Source organism: Mycobacterium sp. PO1 (assembly GCF_017312405.1).
Lineage (GTDB): Bacteria > Actinomycetota > Actinomycetes > Mycobacteriales > Mycobacteriaceae > Mycobacterium.
Map to the genome: position 1 here is coordinate 1 of NZ_BLTG01000022.1, position 24,406 is coordinate 24,406.

The 24,406-nt window shown below is 69.7% G+C and carries 22 protein-coding genes; 13 read left to right on the forward strand and 9 right to left on the reverse strand.

All coding sequences use genetic code 11. From position 1 onward, the window contains the following. A partial coding sequence (locus tag J3476_RS10420) for an alpha/beta fold hydrolase (protein ID WP_207066420.1) occupies nucleotides 1-3,321 on the forward strand: 3,321 nt, incomplete at its 5' end. Here the strand turns inward: J3476_RS10420 and J3476_RS10425 are convergent. Beyond that, nucleotides 3,312-4,331, reverse strand: a complete 1,020-nt coding sequence (locus J3476_RS10425; RefSeq protein ID WP_286182868.1) for an endonuclease/exonuclease/phosphatase family protein — start codon at nucleotides 4,329-4,331, stop codon at nucleotides 3,312-3,314. The genes J3476_RS10420 and J3476_RS10425 overlap by 10 nt on opposite strands. A 31-nt stretch (nucleotides 4,332-4,362) precedes the next feature. After that, nucleotides 4,363-5,229, reverse strand: a complete 867-nt coding sequence (locus tag J3476_RS10430) for a sugar phosphate isomerase/epimerase (RefSeq protein WP_286182869.1) — start codon at nucleotides 5,227-5,229, stop codon at nucleotides 4,363-4,365. Between the two features lie 108 nt (nucleotides 5,230-5,337). Here J3476_RS10430 and J3476_RS10435 point away from each other — a divergent pair, with 108 nt between their 5' ends. From J3476_RS10435 to J3476_RS10445, 3 genes are read left to right on the forward strand one after another with little or no spacing between them, the layout of a single operon-like run. Continuing rightward, nucleotides 5,338-6,273, forward strand: a complete 936-nt coding sequence (locus tag J3476_RS10435; RefSeq protein ID WP_207066422.1) for an alpha/beta hydrolase — start codon at nucleotides 5,338-5,340, stop codon at nucleotides 6,271-6,273. Nucleotides 6,274-6,277: 4 nt separating this feature from the next. Then, the gene (locus J3476_RS10440; protein ID WP_207066423.1) at nucleotides 6,278-7,258 is read left to right on the forward strand and encodes an alpha/beta hydrolase; all 981 of its coding nucleotides are present in this window, start codon (nucleotides 6,278-6,280) and stop codon (nucleotides 7,256-7,258) included. Between the two features lie 19 nt (nucleotides 7,259-7,277). After that, nucleotides 7,278-8,786 carry an NAD(P)/FAD-dependent oxidoreductase gene (locus J3476_RS10445; protein ID WP_207066424.1) on the forward strand — a complete coding sequence of 503 codons (1,509 nt, stop codon included), beginning with the start codon at nucleotides 7,278-7,280 and terminating at the stop codon, nucleotides 8,784-8,786. Between the two features lie 14 nt (nucleotides 8,787-8,800). Here J3476_RS10445 and J3476_RS10450 read toward each other — a convergent pair whose 3' ends face one another. Both J3476_RS10450 and J3476_RS10455 read right to left on the reverse strand, forming a co-directional pair. Next, nucleotides 8,801-10,393 (reverse strand): threonine/serine exporter ThrE family protein, encoded by a 1,593-nt coding sequence (locus J3476_RS10450; protein WP_207066425.1) that lies wholly within the window; start codon nucleotides 10,391-10,393, stop codon nucleotides 8,801-8,803. A 28-nt stretch (nucleotides 10,394-10,421) separates the two neighbouring features. Further along, the gene (locus tag J3476_RS10455) at nucleotides 10,422-11,171 is read right to left on the reverse strand and encodes a GntR family transcriptional regulator (RefSeq protein WP_207066426.1); all 750 of its coding nucleotides are present in this window, start codon (nucleotides 11,169-11,171) and stop codon (nucleotides 10,422-10,424) included. Nucleotides 11,172-11,294: 123 nt separating this feature from the next. Here J3476_RS10455 and J3476_RS10460 point away from each other — a divergent pair, with 123 nt between their 5' ends. Genes J3476_RS10460 through J3476_RS10500 form a run of 9 tightly spaced genes read left to right on the forward strand, consistent with a single transcriptional unit; the run spans nucleotide 11,295 to nucleotide 20,341 of the window. Continuing rightward, the gene (locus J3476_RS10460; RefSeq protein WP_207066427.1) at nucleotides 11,295-12,332 is read left to right on the forward strand and encodes an ABC transporter substrate-binding protein; all 1,038 of its coding nucleotides are present in this window, start codon (nucleotides 11,295-11,297) and stop codon (nucleotides 12,330-12,332) included. A 16-nt stretch (nucleotides 12,333-12,348) separates the two neighbouring features. Beyond that, on the forward strand, nucleotides 12,349-13,164 hold the full coding sequence (locus J3476_RS10465) for an ABC transporter permease (protein ID WP_207066428.1): 816 nt from the start codon (nucleotides 12,349-12,351) through the stop codon (nucleotides 13,162-13,164). A gap of 22 nt (nucleotides 13,165-13,186) precedes the next feature. After that, on the forward strand, nucleotides 13,187-13,984 hold the full coding sequence (locus J3476_RS10470) for an ABC transporter ATP-binding protein (protein WP_207066429.1): 798 nt from the start codon (nucleotides 13,187-13,189) through the stop codon (nucleotides 13,982-13,984). Next, nucleotides 13,981-14,796 carry an ABC transporter permease subunit gene (locus tag J3476_RS10475; RefSeq protein ID WP_207066430.1) on the forward strand — a complete coding sequence of 272 codons (816 nt, stop codon included), beginning with the start codon at nucleotides 13,981-13,983 and terminating at the stop codon, nucleotides 14,794-14,796. The genes J3476_RS10470 and J3476_RS10475 overlap by 4 nt, the downstream gene beginning before the upstream one ends. Further along, nucleotides 14,793-15,839 carry an LLM class flavin-dependent oxidoreductase gene (locus J3476_RS10480; protein ID WP_207066431.1) on the forward strand — a complete coding sequence of 349 codons (1,047 nt, stop codon included), beginning with the start codon at nucleotides 14,793-14,795 and terminating at the stop codon, nucleotides 15,837-15,839. The genes J3476_RS10475 and J3476_RS10480 overlap by 4 nt, the downstream gene beginning before the upstream one ends. Then, on the forward strand, nucleotides 15,836-17,008 hold the full coding sequence (locus J3476_RS10485; RefSeq protein WP_207066432.1) for a Xaa-Pro peptidase family protein: 1,173 nt from the start codon (nucleotides 15,836-15,838) through the stop codon (nucleotides 17,006-17,008). The genes J3476_RS10480 and J3476_RS10485 overlap by 4 nt, the downstream gene beginning before the upstream one ends. Beyond that, a complete protein-coding gene (locus J3476_RS10490; RefSeq protein WP_207066433.1) occupies nucleotides 17,005-18,267 on the forward strand; it encodes a pyridoxal-phosphate dependent enzyme in 1,263 nt (420 codons plus the stop codon). The genes J3476_RS10485 and J3476_RS10490 overlap by 4 nt, the downstream gene beginning before the upstream one ends. Then, a complete protein-coding gene (locus J3476_RS10495; protein ID WP_207066434.1) occupies nucleotides 18,264-19,301 on the forward strand; it encodes an LLM class flavin-dependent oxidoreductase in 1,038 nt (345 codons plus the stop codon). The genes J3476_RS10490 and J3476_RS10495 overlap by 4 nt, the downstream gene beginning before the upstream one ends. Further along, nucleotides 19,298-20,341, forward strand: coding sequence for a low specificity L-threonine aldolase (locus J3476_RS10500; RefSeq protein WP_207066435.1), 1,044 nt, complete (start codon nucleotides 19,298-19,300; stop codon nucleotides 20,339-20,341). Before J3476_RS10495 ends, J3476_RS10500 begins: the two co-directional genes overlap by 4 nt. Here J3476_RS10500 and metK read toward each other — a convergent pair. The 5 genes from metK to mihF form a co-directional block, all read right to left on the reverse strand. Beyond that, the gene (gene metK, locus J3476_RS10505) at nucleotides 20,325-21,533 is read right to left on the reverse strand and encodes a methionine adenosyltransferase (RefSeq protein WP_207066436.1); all 1,209 of its coding nucleotides are present in this window, start codon (nucleotides 21,531-21,533) and stop codon (nucleotides 20,325-20,327) included. The two genes, J3476_RS10500 and metK, sit on opposite strands and share 17 nt — an antisense overlap. A gap of 103 nt (nucleotides 21,534-21,636) precedes the next feature. Beyond that, complete coding sequence (gene coaBC / locus J3476_RS10510; protein WP_207066437.1) at nucleotides 21,637-22,884, reverse strand: bifunctional phosphopantothenoylcysteine decarboxylase/phosphopantothenate--cysteine ligase CoaBC; 1,248 nt, start codon at nucleotides 22,882-22,884, stop codon at nucleotides 21,637-21,639. A 9-nt stretch (nucleotides 22,885-22,893) separates the two neighbouring features. Then, nucleotides 22,894-23,205: a DNA-directed RNA polymerase subunit omega gene (rpoZ, locus tag J3476_RS10515; RefSeq protein WP_207066440.1), complete on the reverse strand. Its 312-nt coding sequence runs from the start codon at nucleotides 23,203-23,205 to the stop codon at nucleotides 22,894-22,896. 57 nt (nucleotides 23,206-23,262) lie between these two features. Next, on the reverse strand, nucleotides 23,263-23,883 hold the full coding sequence (gmk, locus tag J3476_RS10520; protein WP_207066438.1) for a guanylate kinase: 621 nt from the start codon (nucleotides 23,881-23,883) through the stop codon (nucleotides 23,263-23,265). A 9-nt stretch (nucleotides 23,884-23,892) separates the two neighbouring features. Continuing rightward, nucleotides 23,893-24,210, reverse strand: a complete 318-nt coding sequence (gene mihF, locus J3476_RS10525; protein WP_152517006.1) for an integration host factor, actinobacterial type — start codon at nucleotides 24,208-24,210, stop codon at nucleotides 23,893-23,895. Nucleotides 24,211-24,406 lie beyond the last annotated feature (196 nt).

Below are 24,406 nucleotides of genomic sequence, written 5' to 3' on the forward strand. Positions count from 1 at the left end.
CTCATCCCGGTGGCCACCGGCGCCGCCATCGTCTGGTCCTGGGTGTTGCCGGCCGCCGTCATCACCGGGGTCATCGCCGTGGTGGTCATCAGGCGGGAGTCGCGGCGCCGGGCCGGACAGCCGGCGCTGCCGCCGCGACGAGAGCTGTTCCACTTCTTCGCAAGCTCGTATGCGATCAACTCCGTCGACGTCACCGTGCCGCTGCTGGTGCCGCTGATCGTGGTCGCCCAACTCGGCACCGAGATGAACGCGTACTTCTCGATGTGCTGGCTGGTCGTCAACACACTGGGTGTCCTGATCGGCGCCACCGCCGCGCCCTTCATCGCCACCGCGTCGACGCCCGGCGCCGACCTGCGTTCGTGCACAAGACGATTCGTGGTGATGTGCGGCGGCGCGGCCGTGGCCAGCTGCCTCGGCCTGCTCGTCGCGGCTCCCCTGATCCTGGGCATCCTGGGACCGCAGTACGCCGACGAAGGCACCCGGCTGATCCGTCTGATGGCGCTCACGCTGCCCGCGCTGGCGGTCATGACGATCTACACGGCGCTGGCGCGGCTGCAGCGCCGGTTACGCCTGGCCGTCACGTCGCAGGTGGTGCTCGGCGTCGTCGTCGTCGCGGGTTCGATCCTGTCGACCCCACGCTGGGGCATCGACGGTGTCGGCTACACCTACCTGTTCGCCGAGTTCGTCTGCACGGCGATCCTGCTCGGACCCACCATCGCCCTGGTGCGCAGGTTCGGATCCACGTCGACGCCGCCGCCTGCCGAACCGTCAGCTGCCCCGACGCCGGCCCATCGAAGGCCCGCAGGTCCTGACGTCACCGGTGAGGGGCCCCTGGCGTACCAGTCGGTGACCGAGCGGTTCCGGGAAGTCGCCGAACGACTTTCCGGCCGCGTCGCCCTGCGCAGCGGGAGCGACTCCGTCACCTACGCCGAGTTGAGGGCCGCAGCCGAACGCTGGACCGCACAACTGCGCAGCCGCGACGACCCCGACGCCGCGGTAGCGCTCGTCGGGGACCTCAGCGCCGACACTGCGGCCGTCATCCTCGGCAGCTTCGCGGCACCCGCCCCCCTCGTCCCGCTGGACACCAGCCTGCCGCACGACCGCATGCAGCAGCTCGTCGAGGTCCTGAGGGCTCGCGGGGTGGCGCTGGACACCGTCGTCGTGGGCGGAGGAACCCCCACGCTGTCCCCCGACGCCATCGGTGGCACCCAGGTGTGGCGGGCCGGCCGAGAGCTGCCACCGCTCGCCCGCCCCGTCGAGTCCGCCACCCTGAGTGTCGACACGGTGACCAGCATCCAGTTCACCTCGGGGTCCTCCGGCGCGCCGAAGGCGGTGGTGCATGTACACGGCACCTGGCTCAGCGACTGGATCCTGCACCGTGACCGCTTCGGCATCGTCGAGGGCACCCGTGTGGCTCTGTGCATGCCGGTGAGTTTCGCCGCCGGGCTCAACGTGGCGATCGGAGCTCTGCTCTCCGGTGCCGAGATCATCGCGCTCGACCCGCGCGCACACACTGCCGACGACGTGGTGAGACGCCTCGGCGACGCCGAGGTCGTGATGTGCACCCCGTCGTTCCTGCAGTCGCTGTCCGAGGCCGCGGACGCCAACCCGCCGCTGGACCGGATCCGACGCATCGTCACCACCGGAGAACCGTTGTACAGCAACGTGGTCGCAGGCGCGCGTCGAGTGGCACCGAATGCGGTCCTGACGAACTGGGCGGGCTCGTCGGAAACTCTCGGCATCGCCCATTACGACATCGGCCCTGACGACGAGGTCCCCGCCGGGGTGGTCCCGGCCGGAATCGCGGTCCCCCACAAGACGTTGGGTGTGGACGAGGACGGTCGTCTCACCGTGACCTCCCGCTACCTCGCTGCGGGTTACCTCGATCCGCGCAGCGCAGCCACCACGTTCGTGCAGAACAGCGATGGCAGCGCGACGTTCGTCACCAACGATCGCGCACGAATCACCGAGACGGGCACGTTGGTCATCCTGGGGCGGATGGATGCCGCGGTGAAGATCCGCGGCTATCTCGTCGAGCCTGCGGAAGTGGAGACGGCGCTGCTGGAATGCCGAGGAATCCGGGAGGCGCTCGTCATCGCCGGAGGGGACTCCGACGCCCCGGTGCTGATCGGCTACGCGGCTCCCACCCCGGGAACGAGAACACCGGCCGTCGCCGACATCCGGGCGCAGCTGCACAGCCGGCTGCCCGCCTGGATGGTGCCCACCCACATCGTGTTGGTGGAGGCACTGCCCCGCACCGAGCGGGGGAAAGTGAGCCGCCAGGATCTCCCTGCGCCGCAACGCGGGCCACTCGAACCGCCACATCCGGGTCTGGAGACCGACATCGCCGCGGAGTGGGCCGCCATCCTTCGCCTCGACGCCGTCGGACGCAACGAGAACTTCGTTGCACTGGGCGGTGATTCGCTCAACGTTGCGCAGCTCACCGCAGCCCTCGCCAGACGGTACGGGGTGACGCTGAGTCCCTCGGAGCTGGCGTCCGCACCGACCGTTGCGCAATTAGCCGAGCGGCTCGAGACCTGCCTGCGGCGGGGCACCACCGCAACCGCTGCCCGGCCCGCGCCGACGACGGTGGTGCTGCGCAGCCCTTCTGCGCACACCCGCCGGACCCTGTTCTGCTTCGCCGGTGCCGGCGCCTCCGCGCTGACCTTCGCACCGCTGGCCGAGCACGTCGGCGCCGACACCGCCGTGGTCGCCTACCAAGCCCAGGGTCTGGAGAACCGCGCCGTTCCCGACTGGACGGTGGGCCGGGCGGCCGGGCGGCACCTGCGAGAACTGCTCGCTGTGCAATCCGAGGGGCCCTACACCCTGGTGGGACACTCGCTGGGGGCGTTCATCGCCACCGAGGTGGCCAACCGGTTGACCGAGCTCGGCCACCGGGTCGACCTGGTGGCCATGCTCGATCCGTTCCTGCCGCCCCGGACCATTCGGGCGGCGCGGCAGTTCCTCCCGGACGTGACGTCGGCCCTGCTCGAACAGGCTCCCATCCCCCGTTCGGTGCTGTGGCGGCGCAGGCTGTGGCTGCCGCTGGCGGGTATCGCCGGCAGCCGACCCGAGCGCAGGATCGAGGCTCTGCGGGAAGTCGGTGTGCGGGTCGGACGACTGCACCGGCCACGGCCCTATGACGGGCCGACGTTGTTGGTGCTCAGCACCTTCAACAGCGACGACGCCCGGGTCTGGCCCCACCTGCTCACCGGCCGGCTGCAGATCGAGCGGATCAACTGCGACCACGACTCGGTGATCCGCGAGCCGCACATCCGCCGCGTCGGCGAGCTGATCGCAGCCGCCCGTGTTCAGTGCTGAACGCTGTCCAGTCTGAGGTCACCGATCAGGCCGTGGTGATCCGATCCCGGGACGTCCACCCGCCGCATCGACATCGGCGTGGCCCCGCGCGCCAGGATCCGGTCGATCGCGAGCACCGCCGGATACCACCGCCCGGCGGGATAGGTGGCCACGATCCCGACACCGAGGTATTCGGCGGCGTCCACCAGCGGCGCGTCGCCCGGGCCGCGCAGGTGGAGCAGGTTCCGGTACCGCTCGTGGTCGTAGGTGGAGTTGAAGTCGGCACCCACCACGAGCGGCATCGTCTCGGCGGCCAGGGCGTCACCGATACGGTCCAGCTCGGCGGCCCATCGCCACGCGGGCAACGGATACGGCGGAACCGGATGCAGCGCGTAGATCGCGACCGGCCCGACACCGGGCACGTCGATCGTTGCCCGCAGGTTGTTGTGTTGCAGGCCGGACAGTTTCGCGGTGTCGGTCAGGGGGTGTCGCGAATAGATGCCCTCCCCGCCGCCGCCTTCCTTGGGCTCCAGGTAGGTGTAGGGCAGCGCCCGCTCCAGCCCCGCCGCTGCCAGGCGTTCGGCAGCCGGCGCGGTCAGTTCGGCCACGGTGAACACATCGATGCGTTCGGCGCGCACGGTCCGCGCCAGCGCGGCAGCATCGGCCTCTCCCAGGCGGATGTTGGCTTGGAACAGACGCAGCACCGGCGCCGCCGGGTCGGAGACGAGGCCGCCCTGACCGACATACAGCGGCAGCTGGGACGCCACCCCCACCGCGACCACCAGCGTCCCCGCCAAGGCCGAGTACCAGAACCGCGCGGCAGCCAACACCAGCGTGGCGGCCGCTGCGAGTGCGACGCACAACGGGGTGAACGACGCCGCCAACGTCACCGCGGTGCTGACCGGCCCGAGGAAGTGCGCCCCGACCCCGAAGGCCGCGCAGACCAGCAGCAGCAGACCGACCACGCCGACCGTCCTACGCGTCCATCGCCGGGACCGCAAGGGCCGCAACGCCGTCGAGCCGGCGGTCACAACATCGAGACGAATGTTCGGTCGGGCAGGGTCACGCCGACAACGCTACGCGGTCGGCGTCGGCGCAGCCGACCACCCGCCGCGCGGCCCGCAACGCCGCCCTGGCCCGGACTCCCGCGGGTGCGCGCCACTGCACAGGCGCTTCGATGCTCACCGGGACGCCGGGCAGCGCCTGCAACATGTCCACCAGATCGATGCAGCCCTCACCGGGCAGCAGCCGGGCGGTGCGGCCCTGGAAGCGCAACTCGTCCACCGATGTGGGCCGCGGTGACAGACCGTCGCAGATCTGGACGTAATTGATCCACTCGGCGGGCAGTGCCGCCAGGTCATCGGGTGTCGTCGCAGACCGGTCGTAGTGCAACGCGTCGACCAGGACGCCCACCGAGTCGGCGCGGCATGCCCGCACAATTGAGGCGGCCTCAGCGAGATCCCGCACCTCGGTCCACGGCATCGGCTCCAGATTCGCTCGGACACCGAATTGCGCGGCGAAATCGGCGAGTTCGGCGAGGTTGTCCGCGAGCCGGGAGTGGTCCGGGTCATTGCCGGTCACCAGTGCCTGGCCGGCGCCGAGGTAGGCCGCGGTCTCGAGGACGGCGCCGAACTCCTCGCGCACGCGGGTGTCGGGCCGCAGCCGCAGCACCTCCACGTCGAGGACGAAAAGGCCTGTCGCATCGAGTCGTCGGCGCGTCTGCAGGATGGTCGGCGTCTGCCCGAGAGTGGGCCGCACCGGCTCCTGCTCGGTGGCCCGGATCAATCGCAGGCCGACGCCGTCGTAACCGGCTTCGGCTGCACAGGCGACGAGTTCGGGCGGACCCAGTTCCAGGACCGTCAACGGGGCGAGCGTGATCGGTCGCGCCCGAACAGCATCCGACGTGACGTGGCGGCGCAGAAGTCTCACCCAGGTGTCCTCACGTGGTCGATGTCGGCCGGTGCCGGCCGGTGTCATGGTGCGGTGAGACCGATTGTCGGCGAAACGGCTCCGCCGTGGGGGGCTACCCTGCCTGTCATGGCTGTCGCCCGCACCACAGTGGACCCGGTTCTGCGCACAGTGCTCGATGCCGTGCCGTTCCAGCTCACCACCGACGGCGGCCCCGAACCCGCCCGCCGGCGGTTCGCCGATCTGCCCCGCAAGGCCGTGCATCCGGAGGTGAGCGCCGTCGACCGAAGTGTCGAGGGTCCTGCCGGCCCCGTCCCCGTGCGCATCTACCGGCCCGCGACGCCGGCGGATGTCCTGCCCGTGGTGGTCTTCATCCACGGCGGCGGGTGGTCGGTCGGCGATCTCGACACCTATGACGGCGCTGCCCGCATGCACGCCGCGGGCGCCGACGCGCTGGTGGTGTCCGTCGGTTACCGGCTGGCCCCCGAACATCCCTATCCCGCCGCGGTCGACGACACGTGGGCCGTCACCCGGTGGGTGCTACGCCACGCCGCCGAGCTGGGCGCCGACCCCGGCCGGGTCGCGGTGGCCGGTGACTCCGCGGGAGGAAATCTGGCCGCGGTCATGGCGCAGTCGGCCCGCGACGCAGGGACACCGCTGCGCTACCAACTGCTGTGGTATCCGTCGACCACCTTCGACACGTCGCTGGCGTCGTTCACCGAGAATGCCGGCGCACCGGTGCTCGACGCGGCAGCGTGCCGTGGCTTCACGCGCTGGTATCTCAGCGGAGCCGACGTCGACATGTCCGCCCCGCCTGCCACGTTGGTGCCCGCGCGCGGCGAGCTGGCCGGGCTGCCGGCCGCCTACATCGCTGTGGCCGGGCACGACCCCCTGCGTGACGACGGGATCCGCTACGCCGAGTTGCTCGCCGGTGCCGGGGTGGCTGTCGAACTGCACAATGCCGAGTCCCTGGTGCATGGCTACCTGGGCTACGCCGGGGTGGTGCCGGCCGCGACCGCAGCCACCGACCGCGCCCTGGCCGCCTTGCGTGCCGCGCTAACGTGAGGCCATGACGGACTCCGTGACCCAGCGACCGCCGATCGATCCGGCTCTGAAGGCGATTCTGGACGCGTTTCCGTTGCACTTCACCGCGGACGACGGCGTCGAGGTGGCCCGCGAGAAGCTCCGGGCGCTGGCACCACCGCCCGAATCGCTGCCCCCGATGCGGATCGAGGAGCGCACCGTCGGTTTCGCGGACGTGACCGACATCCCGGTCCGCATCTACTGGCCGCCGGTGGACCAGCACGATGAGCTGCCGATCGTCGTCTACTACCACGGCGGCGGCTGGTCGGTCGGCGACCTGGACACCCACGAGGGCGTCGCGCGCGCCCACGCGATCGGCGCCGAGGCCATCGTCGTCTCGGTCGATTACCGGCTCGCCCCCGAACACCCGTTCCCGGCCGGCGTCGAGGACGCGTGGGCGGCGCTGCAGTGGGTGGCCGAGCACACCGCCGAACTCGGCGGTGACCCGGCACGCATCGCGGTGGCGGGCGACTCGGCCGGCGGCAACCTGTCGGCGGTGGTGACGCAGCGGGCCCGCGACAACGGTGGCCCGGCACTGGCGTTCCAGCTGCTGTGGTATCCCTCGACCACCGCGGACATGTCGCTGCCGTCGATGTCGGAGAACGTCGACGCACCGATCCTCGACCGCGACGTCGTCGCTGCCTTCCTGCACTGGTATCTGCCGGCCGGCCTGGACATCACCGAACCGGAGTCGCTGCCGCCGTCGCTGGCTCCGGCGAACACCGCTGATCTGTCCGGGCTGCCACCCGCCTACATCGGCACCGCCGAACACGACCCGATCCGCGATGACGGCGCCCGCTACGCCGAACTGCTCGCCGCCGCCGGAGTGCCCGTCGAGCTGTACAACTCGCCGACGATGGTGCACGCGTTCGTCAACTTCGCCGCGGTGGTACCTGCGGCGGCCGAAGCCACCGATCGCGGGCTGGCCGCGCTGCGGGCCGGCCTCCGCAGGTCGATGCCGGCCTGAAATCGAATCGAGGATCCCGATGGCCGCACCGCGTCGCGCACCGGACCACGACGTCGTCATCGTCGGTGCCGGGTTCTCCGGGATCGGCGCCGCGATCCAGCTCGACCGCGCCGGGATGCACGACTACCTGATCATCGAGACCGGCGAGCAACCGGGCGGCACGTGGTACTGGAACACCTATCCCGGGATCGCGGTCGACATCCCGTCGTTCTCCTACCAGTTCTCCTTCGAGCAGAGCACCGAGTGGACGCGGACCTACGCACCCGGCACCGAGCTGGCCGGCTACGCCACCCACTGTGTGGACAAGTACGGCCTGCGGCCGAAGATCCGCTTCGGCACCACCGTGCTGGCCGCCGCGTTCGACGACGCCGACAACGTCTGGGTCCTGGACCTCGACTCCGCGGGCGGACAGAAGCAGGTCCGCGCCCGCTTCCTGATCAACGCCTGCGGCGTGCTGTCGGTGCCCAACCTGCCGGACATACCTGGCGTCGAGGAGTTCGGCGGCACGACGGTCCACACCGCGCGCTGGGACCACGCACTGGAACTGCGCGGAAAACGGGTGGCCGTCATCGGCACCGGCGCGTCGGCGGTCCAGGTGATCCCGGAGATCGCACCGCTGGTGGATCGTCTGACGGTCTTCCAGCGCACACCCATCTGGTGCTTCCCCAAACTCGATGTGCCGCTGCCCCCGGCGGCGCGGTGGCTGATGCGGCTGCCGTGGGGTGGCGCGGTGCAGCGGTTGCTCAGCCAGGCCTACGTGGAGTTCACGTTTCCGCTGGCCGCCCAGTACTTCACCATCAACCCGCTGGCCCGGCGGATGGATGCGGCGGGACGGGCGTATCTGCGCCGGCAGGTGCACGATCCGGTGGTGCGGGACAAGTTGACGCCGCGTTACGCGGTGGGCTGTAAGCGGCCCGGCTTCCACAACACCTACCTGGCCACGTTCAACCGGGACAACGTCCACCTCGTCACCGAGCCGATCACCACGGTCACCCGCTCGGGCGTGACGACCGCGGACGGTGCGCAGCACGAGGTGGACGTGCTGATTCTGGCCACCGGGTTCAAGGTGTTCTCCGGCGCGGACGACTCGTCGGCGACGTACCCGGTCCTCGGCCCCGACGGCGCATCCCTGGACCGGTTCTGGAGCGAGAACCGTCTGCAGGCCTATGAGGGCGTCAGTGTGCCCGGGTTTCCGAACTACTTCACCGTCTTCGGTCCGTACGGCTACGTCGGTTCGTCCTATTTCGCGCTGATCGAAGCGCAGAGCCATCACATCGTGCGGTGCGTGACCGCTGCACGGGCCGAGGGCGCGACGCGGGTCGAGGTACGCCAGGAGGCGAACGACCGCTACTTCGCGGAGATGATGCGCAAGCGGCACCGCCAGATCTTCTGGCAGGACAGTTGCCGACTGGCCAACAGCTACTATTTCGACCAGCACGGCGACGTTCCGCTGCGACCGACCACCACAGTGGAGGCCTATTGGCGCAGTCGTCGGTTCCCCCTCGGCGATTACGCGTTCAGCGCCTGACAGGGGCCCACGTATCAATCCGGATGGTTGCCGTTGGCCGACGAGGTCCCCTCGTCCTCTTGGGGGTCGTCGGCACTCTTGTCGCCGCCGAGGTCGGGTTCCATCGCCACGCTTCGTGACCGTTGCCCCTCGGTGCGCAGCGTCATGCCCTCGCCGGCGGGCTGCAGGTGCACCACAGCACCCACCGCGCGGCGGATACCCGGGGGGCCTTCCACGCGCAGGAACTCGCCGAGCCGGCCGGCGCGGTAACGCAGCGGCGAACCGATGAACTCACCGAGGACCACGCCGGCGCCCAGGGCCAGCGCCACGGCCGCCGCCGAGAACAGCTGCTGCATACCGTCATCGAAGTCCTCGTCGACGGCCAGGTAGAAGACGGCCCGGAAGACCGCGAGACCGGGCAGCATCGGCATGATGCCCGCGGTCGCGGTGACCAGGGCAGGCGCCTGACGGCGGATCGAGATCACCGTGGCGAACACACCGACGAGCACGGCCGCGATACCGGTGGCCACCACCTGGCCGAAGCCGGCTCGTCCCAGCCCGATGAGGACCATCTCGGCCATCCCGGCAACGACCCCGGCCGTCAGCGCTGAGCGTAAGGGCGCGTAACTGGCGATGGTGAAGCACAGGCCGGCGAAGGCCGCGCCGAACACCGCGAGCGCGATCGGCAGCGGCTGATTCGGGACGATGAAGGTGCGGGTGGCATCGACGTGCAGTTCGATTCGGACACCGATCATTTCGGCAACCTGGAGTCCGGCCAGGATGCCCACCACTATGCCGCCGGTGAGAAACAGCGCCTCGCCCAATCGGGTCACCGCGGTGAGCATGTAGCCCGTCACGGCGTCCTGCATCGCACCGACGATCGTCATACCCGCAAGCAGCATGACGATGCCGGTGGCCACCAGCGTGGTCGGGCCCAGACCGAAGAAGAAGTAGGCCGCGACGGCGACCAGGGTCGCGATCATCGCCCCGATCACGTGCTGGAAGAAGAACGGTGTCCGGATCTTGTTCAGCAGTCGGCCGGCCCGATCGATGGCGGCCGCGGTGACCGCCGCCAGGACGCAGGTCAGCCACGTGCCGCCGAACAGCAGGGCGATGCCCAGCGCGAAACCCGCCCAGCCCATCGTCGACAGCCACCGCGGGTACGGGTGGGACTGTTCGGAGATCTCGTCCATCACCTGGTGGGCCTCGTCGACCGTGACACCACCGGAGGTGATCCGGCCGACCAGCCGGTCCAGGTCGGCCACGCGCGTGTAGTCGGTCGAGCGGGCGTTCACCGACCGCACGATGGTCAACGGCGGGCCGTCTGCGGTCGGCGGAGCCGAGACGAACACCGTCGTGACGAAGATCTCGACGAGACAGTCGGTCAGGTGATAGGCACGGGCGACGTCCTGCGCGGTGGCCACCACGTCGGCGGTACCCGACCCCGACGACAACATGACTTCGGCGAGCCGGATGGTCAGGTCCAGGACCTTGCGGGTGTGCAGGTCGCCCAGCGCGTTCGCGGCGCGGCTGCGCTGACCGGCGAGCGGCGCAGGGTCGCGCCGCCCGCGCAAGGCCATCAGACCCCGGTTCAGGCGGGTTGTGCTGGTTGATCGATCTCGAGCCATCGCGGCCCACGATACTGGCGCTCAGCCCCTAATCGCCCGACGCCACTGACGTGCTGCCGCCATCGATTTCGCCGAGCATGGCGCGAGCCACCTCGAGCGTATCGAGATTGTGAGCCAATGTGATTTTGGTCGCAGCATCTAGGTCGGTGGCGCGGTAGGCCCGGACGATCTCGAGGTGGTCGTCGTCGCCGCGGGCGCGGCGCTTGGCGTCGCCGCTGATCGACAACCCGACGTAGAGCGAGGACAGATCGGCCAGTGTCACCAACAGCTCGTAGACCTTGGGCCGGCGGCTGGCCACATAGAAGACTTTGTGGAACTCGCGGTTGAGCTCGACCCAGCCGATCGGGTCGGTTTCGGCCTCCATCTGGCGTGCCAGCTGTTCGGCCGCGTCGAGTTCGGCAACGGTGATGTTCTTGACGCCCTCGCGCACGGCGAGCGGAATGAGCACCGAGCGCAGTTCGTAGATGTCCTCGAGTTCGGCCCGCGAGGTCTGGTGCACCGTCGCGCCGTGGAACGGGCTGTAATCGACCAGGCCCTCCGACATCAGGTTGCGCAGCGCCTCACGCACCGGGGTGACACTGACCGACAGGCTCTGCGCCAGTTCGGTCTGCACCAGCCGGGTGCCGCCGGGCAGTTCGCCGGCGATGATCGCCTTCCGCAGCCGGTCGGTGACGGTCGTGTAGGCCGTGCGGATCGGGCTCGGCCCCAGGCCGGGCACCCCGGGCGCAGCTTTGGGCACGGGCCGGGACGGCAACGAGGGCAGGGACGAACCGGACACTGCGACTCCTTTCACGGCCCCGCGAGCGGCCTCCACGACAATTTACCGTAAGGAAACACCTGATGCCTCAAACCTGAGGTTTCATATATGAGACCTCACCCCGCCCATCCGGAGGCATCACCCATGAAAATCCACGAACTCGGCCGCCGCATCACGACCACCTTCGCCGTCGGCCTCAGCGCCGGGCTCGCCTTGACCGCGTGCGGCTCGAGCGACCAGCCGGCCGCCGAGGACAGCGCACCGGTGGTGCGCCTGCAGGGACTGGAAGGCGGCCTGAGCTCGATGGCGCTGAAGATCATCACCGACCAGGGCTTCGACGAGGCCAACGGCTTCACCGCCGAGACGTTCGAGGTGTCCGGCGACGCATCGGTGCAGTTCTTCCTGCAGGGCGACGCCGACGTCTCGTTCGACGGCGACCCGCTCACCGCGGCCCTGCTGCGCAGCCAGGGCAATGACGTCACCACCTATTTCCCGATGGCGGTCCAGGACGTCGCGCTGGTCGTGCGTGGCGACTCGCCCTACCAGACCGAGCAGGACCTGATCGGCCAGAAGGTCGGCCACGACGGGCTCGACTCCGGCGGCATGACCGCCGCGCTGGTGATGCTCGAAGAGTTCTCCGACCTCGACATCGAGGAACAGTACGACCTGCAGCTGACCCAGGAGGCCGCGCTGCTGCGGCTGCTCGACCGCGGCGACGTGGAGGCGGTGTTCACCGCCGAACCGAACACCATCATTGCCGCGCAGGAATACGGCATGCGCACGGTGTGGGGACCGGGCTGGCAGGAGTGGGAAACCGCGGCCGGCGGTCGCTCCTGGAACATCACCGCGATGGCCCGCGACAGCTGGATCGACGAGAACCCGGAACTGGCCGCCGGGGTGCAGAACGCGTGGAACGACGCCTACGACTGGATCGTCGAAGACCCGAGCCGGGTGACCAGCGGCGAGCTGGGCGACTTGATCGGGATCGAAAACGAGCAGGTGGCAACAGGTTTCGAAGAACTCATCGCCACCAGCGAGTACTTCACCAAGCGGTGGACCGAAGAGGACGTCGCCGCCGCCGAAGCGTTCATCGAAGAAGCCGCCGCCGCTGGTCTGGGCGGGCTGACCTCGGCTCCCGCCGGTGCGGTCACCCGGCTGCCCGAGTCCGGCTCCGGCGAGTGATCGCCGAAAAGTAGACATGACCGCAACTTCGCAGTCACTGCGGCCGCTGCCGCGAGCAGGCGTGCTCGCGGCAGCGGGCGCCGTCGTCCTGGTGGCGTGGCAACTGCTCTGGGACGCGACCGACTTCCTGCCTTCGCCCGCGCAGACCGTCGCGACCGCCGCCGAACTGCTCGCCGAGCCGGCCACCTACGAGGATCTCGGTGCTACCTTGCGCCGACTGGTCCTCGGCCTGGCGATGGGGTACGCGGCCGCGCTCGTGGTTGCGCTGCTGATGCAGATAAGCCCATGGTGCAACCGGTTCTTCCGGCCGTCGGTCTACGTCACCATCACCTCGCCGAGCATGGTCGTCGCCCTGCTGTGCCTGATGGTCTTCGGGCTCGCCGAGTTCGGCGTGTGCATGTCGGTGGCCATCGTGATCTTCCCGTTCGTGGTCGTCAGCCTCGACGAGGGCGTCAAGGCGCTCAACCCGGGCCTGACCGAGATGTCGCGCATCTACGGGTTCACCCCGCTCGACCACATCCGTCACCTCGCTCTTCCGGAGATGGCGCCGTTCCTGTTCAGCGCGTTCCGCAACGTTCACGCGCTGGGCTGGAAGATCGTCGTCATCGCCGAACTGTTCTCCCAGCAGGTCGGGGTGGGAGCCGAATATAAAAGGGCCTACGGGTATTTCGCACTGGACCGGCTGCTGGTATGGACCCTGTTCTTCATCGTGATGATCACCACCGTGGAGTACCTCATCCTGCGGCCCTTCGAGCGGCGGGTGTTCCGCTGGCGCGGCACGGCCACCGCCCGACGCCGCGACCGACCCAAGACCGCCGCCGCCACACCGTGACCGAACCCGCACTGGAGCGCACATGACCGACTTCCTGACCATCTCCGACCTGTACTACGCCTACCCGGCCAGCACCGTCGATGCCCTGTCCGACGTCAGCCTGCGGGTGGCCGAGGGCGAATTCGCCTGTGTGGTCGGGCCCAGCGGCTGCGGCAAGTCGACCCTGCTGAACATCCTGTCCGGGCTGTCCACCCCGACCGCGGGTTCGGTGACGCTCGGCGGCATCCCGATGGTGATCGACGGGGTGGCACAGCCGGCCACCCGCCCCCGGCTCGGCTACCTGTTCCAGGATCCGCGGCTGCTGCCCTGGCGCACGGTGCGCAAGAACATCGAACTCGCGCTCAAGGGCGCCGGGGTGCCCCGCGCGCAGTGGCGCGAACGCACCGATCGCTACCTGGCCATGTGCGAGCTGGAGCGATTCTCCGAAAGCTGGCCGGGCAGCCTGTCCGGTGGTCAGCGGCAACGCGTCGCGATCGCCCGCGCGCTGGCCATCGAACCCGCCTGCGTGCTGATGGACGAACCTTTCTCGGCTCTCGACGAAGTCACCGGGCGCTCGCTACGCGGCAAGCTGCTCGAACTGTGGGCGCAGACCGGCCAGACCTTCATCTTCATCACCCATTCCATTCGCGAGGCGGTGTTCCTGGCCGACCACGTGTACGTGATGGCGCCCGGACCGGGCCGGGTGCTCGAGCGCATCACCATCGACATCCCCCGCCCGCGCCGCTACGAATCCCCCGAGATCGCCGAGGTCGAAGGCAGCGTCGTGGACTCGGTGTTGCAGTACTGGAGCACCGACGACAACGCCGGAACCGCGGCATGACCAGTACCTTGACCCGACGTTCGAGCGCCACCACGCCCACGCCGCAGCCCCGGCGGCGATGGCGGCCACCCCCCGAGATCACCGCGGTGGCCACGGGCCTGCTGGTGTGGTGGTTGTGCGCGGGCAACGTGCTGCCCTATCTGCCGTCTCCGGCGTCGGTGGTCACCGAGATGACCGCGGCGATGTCGTCGCCGACGCTGTACGAATCGATGGCGATCACGCTGCGCCGCATCGTGATCGCCTGGGGCACCGGGTTTCTGATCGCACTGGCGGTCGGGGTCGCGATGGCCCGCAACCGGTATGCCGAGGCGCTGGCCCATCCGGTGGTGTTCATCGGGTTGGCGCTGCCCGGCCCGGTGACCATCCTGTTCTCCACGCTGTGGCTCGGCCTCGGCGAACTCGCGACACTGGTCGCGCTGACGCTGGCGGTCACCCCGTTCATGGTGACGTTCGTCTACGACGGCAGCCGCGCGCTGGATCCGGGACTGTTCCAGATGGCGTCGGTGTACCGGATGGGCGCGGTGGACCGCTTCCGGCAGGTGATTCTCCCCCAGCTCGCGCCGGCGCTGCTGTCGGCGGCGCGGTTCGGGTTCGCGATGGGATGGAAGCTCGTGGTGCTGGTGGAAGCGCTGTCGGCCGGATCGGGAATCGGCGAGCGGATCGAATACTTCTTCTCCTACAACAGACCTGCCGCCGTGATCGCCTGGACGCTGAGCTTCACCGTCGTCATGGTCCTGGTGGAGGTGCTCGTCTTCCGCACCGTGTCCCGTCGCGTCTTCCGCTGGCGGCCGACCGCCGGAGGTGACCGATGACCGGCTTTCACCTGGGCTTCCCGTCGCACGCGGTCGCCGATGTGCCGATGGGCGCATGGGGCGATCTCGCCGCCGACGTCGAACGCGCCGGCTTCGACACCCTCTGGCACTCCAACGAGCGGTTCTTCCGCGACATGTTCGTGCGGATGACCGTCTCGGCGATGCGCACCAGCACGCTGACCCTCGGCGGCGCCGTCGCCGACGGCTACACCACCAACCCAGCCGTCGCCGCCCAGGCCCTGGCCACCGTCGCCGAACTCAGCAACGGACGGGCCACCCTGGCCATCGGCGCCGGAGGGTCGGGGCTTCCGATGATGGGAATCACCCGCTCGGCGGTGACCGAGACGACGCGGGCAGCGTTCGAGTCGATCGCCGAGCTGCTCGCCGGAAAGACGGTCACCCGCCAGACCGCGGCGTTCACCCTGCGGGGCGCGAACCTCAAAGTCGTTCCTCCCCAGCCTGTTCCGTTGTGGATCGCCAGCCGTGGCCGGCGCATGCTGGAGATGGCGGGCGCGACCGCCGACGGCGTGATGATCGCCAGCCAGGCCGCCCCGCAGGGCCTGCACCGCGCGCTGGAGCATGTGCGGCGCGGCGCGGCGGCACACGGGCGTGACGTCGCGGCACTGCGCACCATGGCCCGGGTGGACACCTGCGTGCACACCGACGAGCAGCTCGCGCGCGACGGATGCCGGTTGATGGTGGCCAAACTGCTCTGGATGAGCTACCCGGACCGCGGCTTCGTCACCGACGCGGGGCTGTCGGTTCCCGGCGCTCTGGAGGAGGTCATCGCCCGACGGGACTACGACGCGTTGGAGGCGGCGGCACACCTGGTGCCCGACGAGATGATCGACACCTTCTGCTGGGCCGGGACCCCCGATCAACTGGTGAACCGGGTGGACGACGTGCTGGCGGCAGGCGGGCTGGCCGACATCGGATTCTGGCTGTTGCGCGCCCCCGGCCAGCCGCTGGGACAGGCCCGTGAACTACTGGCCCAAGCGCTGTCTGCGCTCCGCCGCAGCCGCGGGCAGGCGGTCGCCCGATGACCGAACTGCTCTACGACCCGGACCGGCTGGCCGCCGCACTGACCGAAGCGGGACTCGACGCGCTGGTCGTGACGACCGCGCCGAACGTGCGGTATCTGACGCGCTTCGGCAAGCCCGGCACCAGCCTCGCTGTGGTGGGCAGGGACGACCCGGGCCGGGCCCACCTGCTGGTGTCCGCGGGGGAAATCGACTACCTGGTCGAGGATCTGGTCCCCGGCCTGCCGCTGCACGTGTGGGGCGACTTCGTCCGCGTCGACGAGTCGGCCGGACCGCTGGACGCCAACCAACAATTGGTCGCCGCCGCGCACCGGCACCGCCGGCCCGAGCTGGACAGAGCCGCCATGCTCGCCGCGGCCGCTGCGGAACTGGGCCTGGGCAGTGCCCAGATCGGCCTGGACGTCGCGCCCGCGGCCGAACCCGCTCTGGCTGCAGCACTACCGAACGGCATCGTCACCGACGCCTCGCGTCTGGTGCGGCGGCTGCGCAGCCGCAAGACCGACCTCGAGGTGGCCCGCATCGCCGAGGCCGCCCGCATCGCCGAGGCCGCCATCAGCGCAACGAAGGAGACGGCGCGGGCCGGGGCCACCCAGGCCGAACTGGCCACCGAATACCGGGTCGCGGTGGCCCGCGAGGGCGGGCTGCTGCGCGTCGACTCGGTCTCGGTCGGTGTGTCGACGGTGTTCGGCAATGCGAACGTCGCCGATGCGGTGTTGCGGACCGGTGATCTGCTGCGCTTCGATGTCGGCGCGATCTTCCGCGGCTACCAGTCCGACCTGTCGCGCTGCTTCAGCCTCGGGGTGCCGACCGTCAAGGCACAGCGCTACGCCCACGCGGTGATCGCCGGGCAGTCCGCCGCGCTGGACATGCTGCGCCCCGGCGTGCGCACCACCGAGCTGTTCACCGCCGCGGTCGAGGCGACCCGCCGCGCCGGCATCCCGCACTACGACCGCACCCACGTCGGCCACGGCATCGGTCTGGCCGGCGGCTACGACGCCCCGCTGCTGGCCCCCGGTGACCCGCACACGATCGAGCCGGGCATGGTGCTGTGCGTGGAGACCCCCTACTACGAATTCGGCTTCGGCGGTGTCCAGATCGAGGACATGGTGGTGGTGACCGACACCGGGTGGCGTGCCCTGACCCGGTTGCCACGAACATTCGAGACGTTGTGAGCGGGCCAGGGGTACGGCTGGTCTGCATCCGCTGCGGCACCGAGAGCGATCCGGCTCCGCACGGGCGCGGCTGTGACCTGTGCCGCGCCGCGGGGGTGCCCGCGAATCTGCGCACCGACTACGAGATGCCATCCGCCGGAGAGCGTTTCGTGGCAGATCTGACCGGCCCACTACGCGGGACCGCCCGCTATCGGGCGCTGCTGCCTGCCGCCCCCGACGACGACGCCGCGGCCGCGGCCGCACCCAGCCCGATGTTCGCGGCCCCCCGCCTGGGCGCCGCGATCGGGCTGCCCCGGTTGTGGATCAAGGACGAATCCCGCGGGCTGAGCTGGTCGTTCAAGGACCGGGCGGCCGCGATGGCCGTCCAGCACGCCCGCACACTGGGGACCGAGGTGTTGGTCACCGCCTCGACCGGCAACGCGGCGGCCGCCACCGCCGCCCACGCCCGCCGGGCCGAACTGCAGGCGGTGGTGGTCTTCGCCCGCGGGGTGGACCCGTTGATGGCCGCCTTCGTCGCCGGCTACGGCGCCTGCGTGGCGGTGGCCGAATCCAAGCGGGACCGCTGGCGCCTGGTCGGTGAGGCGGTACGGCGGTACGGCTGGTATCCAATGTCCAACTACTCCGACCCGCCGGTGGGAAACAACCCCTACGCGCTCGATGGCTACAAGCCGATCGCCTACGAGATGTGGGAACAGTTGGGCCGGCGAACCCCGGACGCGGTGTACTTCCCGATCTGTTACGGCGACGCCATCGCGGCCAGCAGGCGGGCGTTCGCCGAACTGGTCGAGCTCGGGCTGGCCGACCGGATGCCCGCCCACTGCGGTGGCGAGATCTACGGCAGCCTGACCGCTGCGCTGGCGGCGGGCACCGACACCGTCGCCGCGGCCGTCGTCGACCACCCCACCTCGGCGACCTCGATCTCCTCGCCGCAGAGCACCTTTCAAGCGCTTCAGGCGGTCCGGGACAGCTCCGGGGCGGTACACACCGTCGGCGAGGACGAGATCGCCGAATCGGTCGCGCTGGCCGCACGGTGCGAGGGGGTGCTGCTGGAGAACGCCGCGGCGGCGGGTCTGGCGGCGCTGCGGGCACACCGCACCCGCGGGTTGCTGCCCGCCGACACCGAGGTCGTGCTCGTCGCGTCCTCGACGGGTCTGAAGTCGCTCGGCGGGCGTTTGGACCGCCCGCTGGATGCACCCGAAGTAGATGACGTCTCAGCGCTGCAAGCGCTGACCCGTGAACAGGAGGAGCACCGAAGATGAAGTTCGGCGTCGGACTGCCGACCGGCATGGAAGGGCTGATCAACCCCATCCCGTTCTTCGAACCTCGGCAGTTCCTCGAGGCGGCGAAGCTGGCGGAGCAGCTGGGCTACGACTCGGTCTGGGGCAACGACCACTACGCACCGCAGAACTACGTCCGCCGCGAATATGCAGCGGTGCCCAACTTCTACGAGGTTCTCAGCGTGCTCGCCGGCGTGGCCGCGGTCACCGAGCGCGTCGAGATCGGGACGTCGGTGCTGGTTCTGCCGATGCGCGACATCGTCACCCTGGCCCGCCAGACCGCGACGATCGATCAACTCAGCGCCGGCCGGCTGCTGCTCGGTGTCGGGATCGGCGCCTACCCGGAGGAATTCCACGCGGCCCGGCCGGACCTGGCCGGCGGGCGGCGCGGTGAGATGCTCGACGAAGGGCTGGAGCTGCTCAACCGGCTGCTGACCGAGCCCACGGTGACCCACCACGGCAAGTACTACCAGGTCGAATCTCTCGACATGGCCCCCAAGGGATGCGCTGACCCGGTGCGGGTGCTGGTCGGAGGCCATCAACTGCGCGGCATCGACCGCGCGATCCGCCACGGCAGCGGCTGGATTCCCGGCTGGCGACCGTTCGACGAACTCGCCGAATGGATCGCCACCCTGCGCGAGCGCGCCGCCGACGCGGGCCGCGACCCGCACGCGCTGACAGTGGCACCCCAGCTGTCGTGCCTGATCGGGCGCCACCACGAGAGCACCGAGCGGCGCTACCTCGACAGCGGAATGGTCCAGCACCGCAAGTCGCTGGCCTTCGACGGGCGTGACCCGGCCAAGTCGTTGCACAACAACCTGATCGGCGGATACGCCGAGGTCTACGACCGGGTGGAGCGGCTGGCTGCGATGGGTGCCGACCATCTGGCCTGCCTCACCTTCTGCGTCGACACCGTCGACGACTGGTTCGAGCAGCTGGAGTTGTTCGCCACCGAGGTGATCCGGCCGTACCGCCGCGCACACGGGATCGCGGAGCCGGCGGCGACCCGGCGATGATCGACCTGCGCACCGACACAGTCACCCGGCCCACCCCGGGGATGCGCGCGGCCATCGCCGCCGCCGAGGTCGGCGACGAGCAGAAAGGCGAGGACCCAACGACCAGGGCGCTCGAGGAGCGGGTGGCCGGTCTGCTCGGCGCGCAGGCAGCGGTGTTCGTGCCCTCGGCCACGATGGCCAACCAGATCGCACTGCAGTTGTGGTCGCGACCCGGCGACGGGCTGGTGGCCTCGGCGGGCGCGCACCTGATCCACAGCGAGGCCGGTGGCCCCGCCGCGCTGGCCGGGCTGATGGTGCAGCCGATCTTCTCCGCCGACGGCACCTTCGACGACATCCAGTTCACCGGGGCGGTGGTGGGCGACGGCGCCGAGAAACCTCGCACCACGATCGTGTCGATCGAGAACAGCCACAGCAACGCCGGCGGGCGGGTGTGGCCGCTGGATCGGTTGGAGCAGCTGCGCTCGGCAGCACCCCGCTACGGCATTCGCATCCACCTCGACGGGGCACGGCTGCTCAACGCCGCCACGCACACCAACGTCTCGCCGCTACGTCTCTGCGCGGGAATGGATTCGGTGACGTTCTGCCTGTCCAAAGGCCTGGGCTGCCCGTTCGGGGCGCTGTTGGCGATCCCGGCGGCGGCAGCCGCCGAGGCGCGTCGGATCAAACAACGACTCGGCGGCGCCATGCGGCAGTCGGGCATGCTGGCCGCCGCCGGCCTCTACGCACTGGACCATCACGTGGACCGCACTGCCGACGACCACATCCGCGCCCGGCGACTCGCCGACATCCTCGCCGGCACCGGCCTGGTCCGCGGACCCGTACACACCAATGTCGTCGCACTCGACGCCACCACCGTCTACTGGGACCGAGAAGAGTTGCGGCTGAGGCTCGCCGAGGAGGGCGTTCTGGTCTCTGCGCTGCCGCGGCCGGGGATGTTGCGGGCCGTCACCCACCTCGACGTCGACGACCACGACATCGAGCACGCGGGCGCGGTGATCACCCGCGTGCTCGACGGGAAGTCGGTCAGACCGCGGCCTTGAGGTCGTCGACCTTGTTCAGCTGCTCCCACGGCAGCTCGATGTCGGTGCGGCCGAAGTGCCCGTAAGCCGCCGTCGGCGCGTAGATCGGGCGCAGGAGGTCCAGATCGCGCACGATCGCACCGGGCCGCAGGTCGAACACCGTGCTGATAGCCTTCTCGATCTTGAGCGGGTCGACGGTCTCGGAGCCGAAGGTCTCGACGAACAGGCCGACGGGTGCGGCCTTGCCGATCGCGTACGCGACCTGCACCTCGACGCGCTCGGCGAGACCGGCGGCGACGACGTTCTTGGCCACCCAGCGCATCGCGTAGGCCGCCGAGCGGTCCACCTTGGACGGGTCCTTGCCGGAGAATGCACCGCCGCCGTGGCGGGCCCAGCCGCCGTAGGTGTCGACGATGATCTTGCGGCCCGTCAGCCCGGCGTCACCCATCGGGCCACCGAGCACGAACTTGCCGGTCGGGTTCACCAGCAGCCGCGGCTCCGAGGTGTCCATGGTGTCGTGACCCAGCTCGGCGAGCACCGCGTCGATGACGTGCTGCTTGATCTCGGGCGAGAGCTGGTTGTCGAGGTCGACGCCGTCGGCGTGCTGGGTCGACAGCACGACGGTGTCGAGCCGGACCGGCTTGTTGCCGTCGTACTGCACCGTCACCTGGGTCTTGCCATCCGGTCGCAGGTAGCCCAGCGTGCCGTCCTTGCGGACTTCGGTGAGCTTGCGAGACAGCCGGTGCGCAAGCGCGATCGGCAGCGGCATCAGCTCCGGAGTCTCGGAGATGGCGTAACCGAACATCAGGCCCTGATCGCCGGCGCCCTGTAGATCCAGCGGATCGGAGCCGCCGCCGACGCGCGTCTCATGGGCGGTGTCGACGCCCTGGGCGATGTCGGGCGACTGCTTGCCGATACCGATGTTCACGCCGCAGGTCTCGCCGTCGAAGCCCTTGTCGGAGCTGTCGTAGCCGATCTCGAGGATGCGGTTGCGCACGGTGTCGGTGATGTCGGCGAAGGCATTCCTCGCCGTCGTGGTGACCTCACCGACGACGTGCACCTGGCCGGTCGTGACCAGCGTCTCCACCGCGACCCGGGACCGGGGGTCGTCTGCGAGCAGCGCGTCGAGCACCGAGTCGCTGATGGCGTCGCAGATCTTGTCGGGGTGTCCCTCGGTCACCGACTCACTGGTAAACAGCCGGGCTTCGCTCACGTCCGCTCCTTTTCCTCTCGCTCGCACCATTGAGGTCATGCAGGTAAATGCTCAGTCAACTTCTACCGGGTGGCGTTCCCACCCGAACCGATGGCCCCCCGGACTAACGGGCGCCGCTGTGCAGGAACGCCACGATCGCGTCCACAATACGGCTGGCGATCACAGTCTTCGAACCGTGCTCCAGCGCCGACTCCGCCCCGTCGGCGGCCAACAGCCAACCGTCGTTGTGGTCGACCTCGAATGCACGGTTCTCTCCCACTGCGTTGACGACCAACAGATCGCAGCCTTTGCGCTGCAGTTTCGCGCGGGCGTGGAAGAGCACGTCGCCGTTGGCGTCGCCGGTCTCGGCGGCGAATCCGACGATGGCCTTCATGTTGGGCAGTTGCCCGTCGCTGCGGGCCCGCACCGCTCCGGCGAGCACGTCGTCGTTGCGCACCAGTTCGATGGTCGGCTCGCCCTCGCCTGCGGGGCCCTTCTTGATCTTGCTGGTGGCCTGGTTGGCGGGCCGGAAGTCGGCCACGGCGGCCGCCATCACCAGCACATGGGAGTCAGGCGCGTACTTGGAGACGGCGTCGCGAAGCTGGGCAGCCGAACCCACGTGCACGACGTGCACACCGGCAGGGTCGATCAGACCGGCGGTGTTGCCCGCGACCAGGGTCACGTCGGCGCCACGCTGGGCCATCACGCGCGCCATCGCATAGCCCTGCTTACCCGAACTGCGGTTGCCGATGAAGCGGACCGGGTCGATGGGCTCGCGGGTGCCACCGGCGGTGACCAGCACCTTGACGCCGGACAGGTCGAACGGCAGCCCCTCCGGGCGGGCGAGCAGCAGCTGGGACAGCGTGCTGATCTCTTCGGCTTCGGGCAACCGACCGGGGCCGGTGTCGGCGCCGGTCAGCCGGCCCGAAGCGGGTTCCATCACCACCGCGCCGCGTCGGCGCAGCGTGGCGACGTTGTCGACGGTGGCCGGATGCAGCCACATCTCGGTGTGCATCGCGGGGGCGAACAGCACCGGGCAGCGGGCGGTGAGCAACGTCGCCGTCAGCAGGTCGTCGGCGCGGCCGATGGCCGCGCGCGCCAGCAGGTCGGCGGTGGCCGGGGCGACCACGACGAGATCGGCGGCCTGCCCGATCCGCACGTGGGGGACCTCGTGCACGTCGTCGAACACCCCGGTGTGCACGGGGTTACCGGAGAGCGCCTCGAAGGTCGCCGCTCCGACGAATTTCAGCGCGGACTCGGTGGGCACCACCCGGACGGAGTGCCCGGCCTCGGTGAGCTGACGGACCACCGTGGCCGCCTTATAGGCGGCGATACCGCCGGCGACACCGACGATGATCCGTTTGCGCTGCATCAGCCCTGGCTACTCGCCCTCGGTGTGCTCGAGCAGATCTTCGTGGATCTCGCGCATGGCGATCGAGAGCGGCTTCTCCTGCAGTCCGGGCTCGACCAGCGGTCCGACGTACTCGAGAATTCCGTCGCCGAGCTGGTTGTAGTAGTCGTTGATCTGCCGCGCGCGCTTGGCGGCGTAGATCACCAGCGCATACTTGCTCGACGCGCGGTCCAGCAGCTCGTCGATGGGCGGGTTGGTGATGCCCAGCGGCGTGTCGTAGGCGAGGGCGCCGGCGGCGTCGGTCTCGACGGACAGCCGCGTGTCGGCGTGCGGGGTGCTCACGTAGAAGTTCTCCTGGCGCTTGGCGGTTAGGCTTGTCATGAACACATCGGGGGGCGATCAGAGGCGGTCGCGCGGCACCGACGTGTGGGCCACCAGCAAGGATACCAATTCCGCGCAGGCCGATTCCAACTGGCTGTTGACGACGACCTCGTCGAAATCACCCTGGGCGGCCAGTTCAGCGCGCGCCGTCTGCAGTCGGCGGGCCATCACGTCGGCGGATTCGGTGCCTCGGCCGATGAGCCGCGCTTCCAGCGCAGCCCAGTCCGGCGGCGCCAGGAACACCGACACGGCCTCGGGCATCGCCCGCTTCACCGCCCGCGCACCGGCGAGATCCACCTCGATGAGCACGGGCCGACCGGCCGCCGCTGCGGACCGCACCGGCTCGGCGGGTGTTCCCGACCGGTGCAGGCCCCCATGGATCTCGGCCCACTCCAGCAGCGCACCGTCGTCGATGAGCTGCTGGAATCGTTCGGGCGTCACGAAGGTGTAGTCGACTCCGTCCACCTCGCCGGGTCGCGGCGCCCGCGTGGTGACCGACACGCTGAAGTACAGGTCAGCGACCCGTTCCCGCAGGCATCGCACCACGCTGGACTTCCCGACGGCAGACGGGCCGGACAGCACGACGACCGGAGCCTGAAGCGCCCCGACGCCGCGGTCCGGCCCTCCGCCTTCGATCACGACCTCCCTTTACGAGAAGTCGAACTTTTCCAGCAGGGCCTTGCGCTGACGATCACCCAGGCCGCGCAGCCGGCGGGTAGGGGCGATCTCGAGCTCGGTCATGATCTCCTGAGCCTTGACCTTTCCGACCTTGGGCAGCGCCTCGAGGAGCGCTGACACCTTCATCTTGCCCAAGACCTCGTCGGTCTCGGCGTCCTGGAGCACCTGCTTGAGGTTGGTGCCGCCGCGCTTGAGCCGGTCCTTGAGCTCGGCTCGCGCTCGACGTGCGGCAGCAGCCTTCTCCAACGCTGCCGCGCGCTGTTCGTCGGTCAACTGGGGAAGGGCCACGGGATCCTCCGATTCATCACCATCAACTGATTTGTCTCGACTGATCCATCACGAACCAGCCAGCGTGGACGACCGTACCCACGTGGACTGACGAAAGCTAACCCCACCCCCCGGTTGGCGTATCAAAAGCCCAGCGTGTAGGGCGCGACGGCGCGGTCACAGCGTTTTCCCAGCAACGTCGCGCCCTACACGCTGG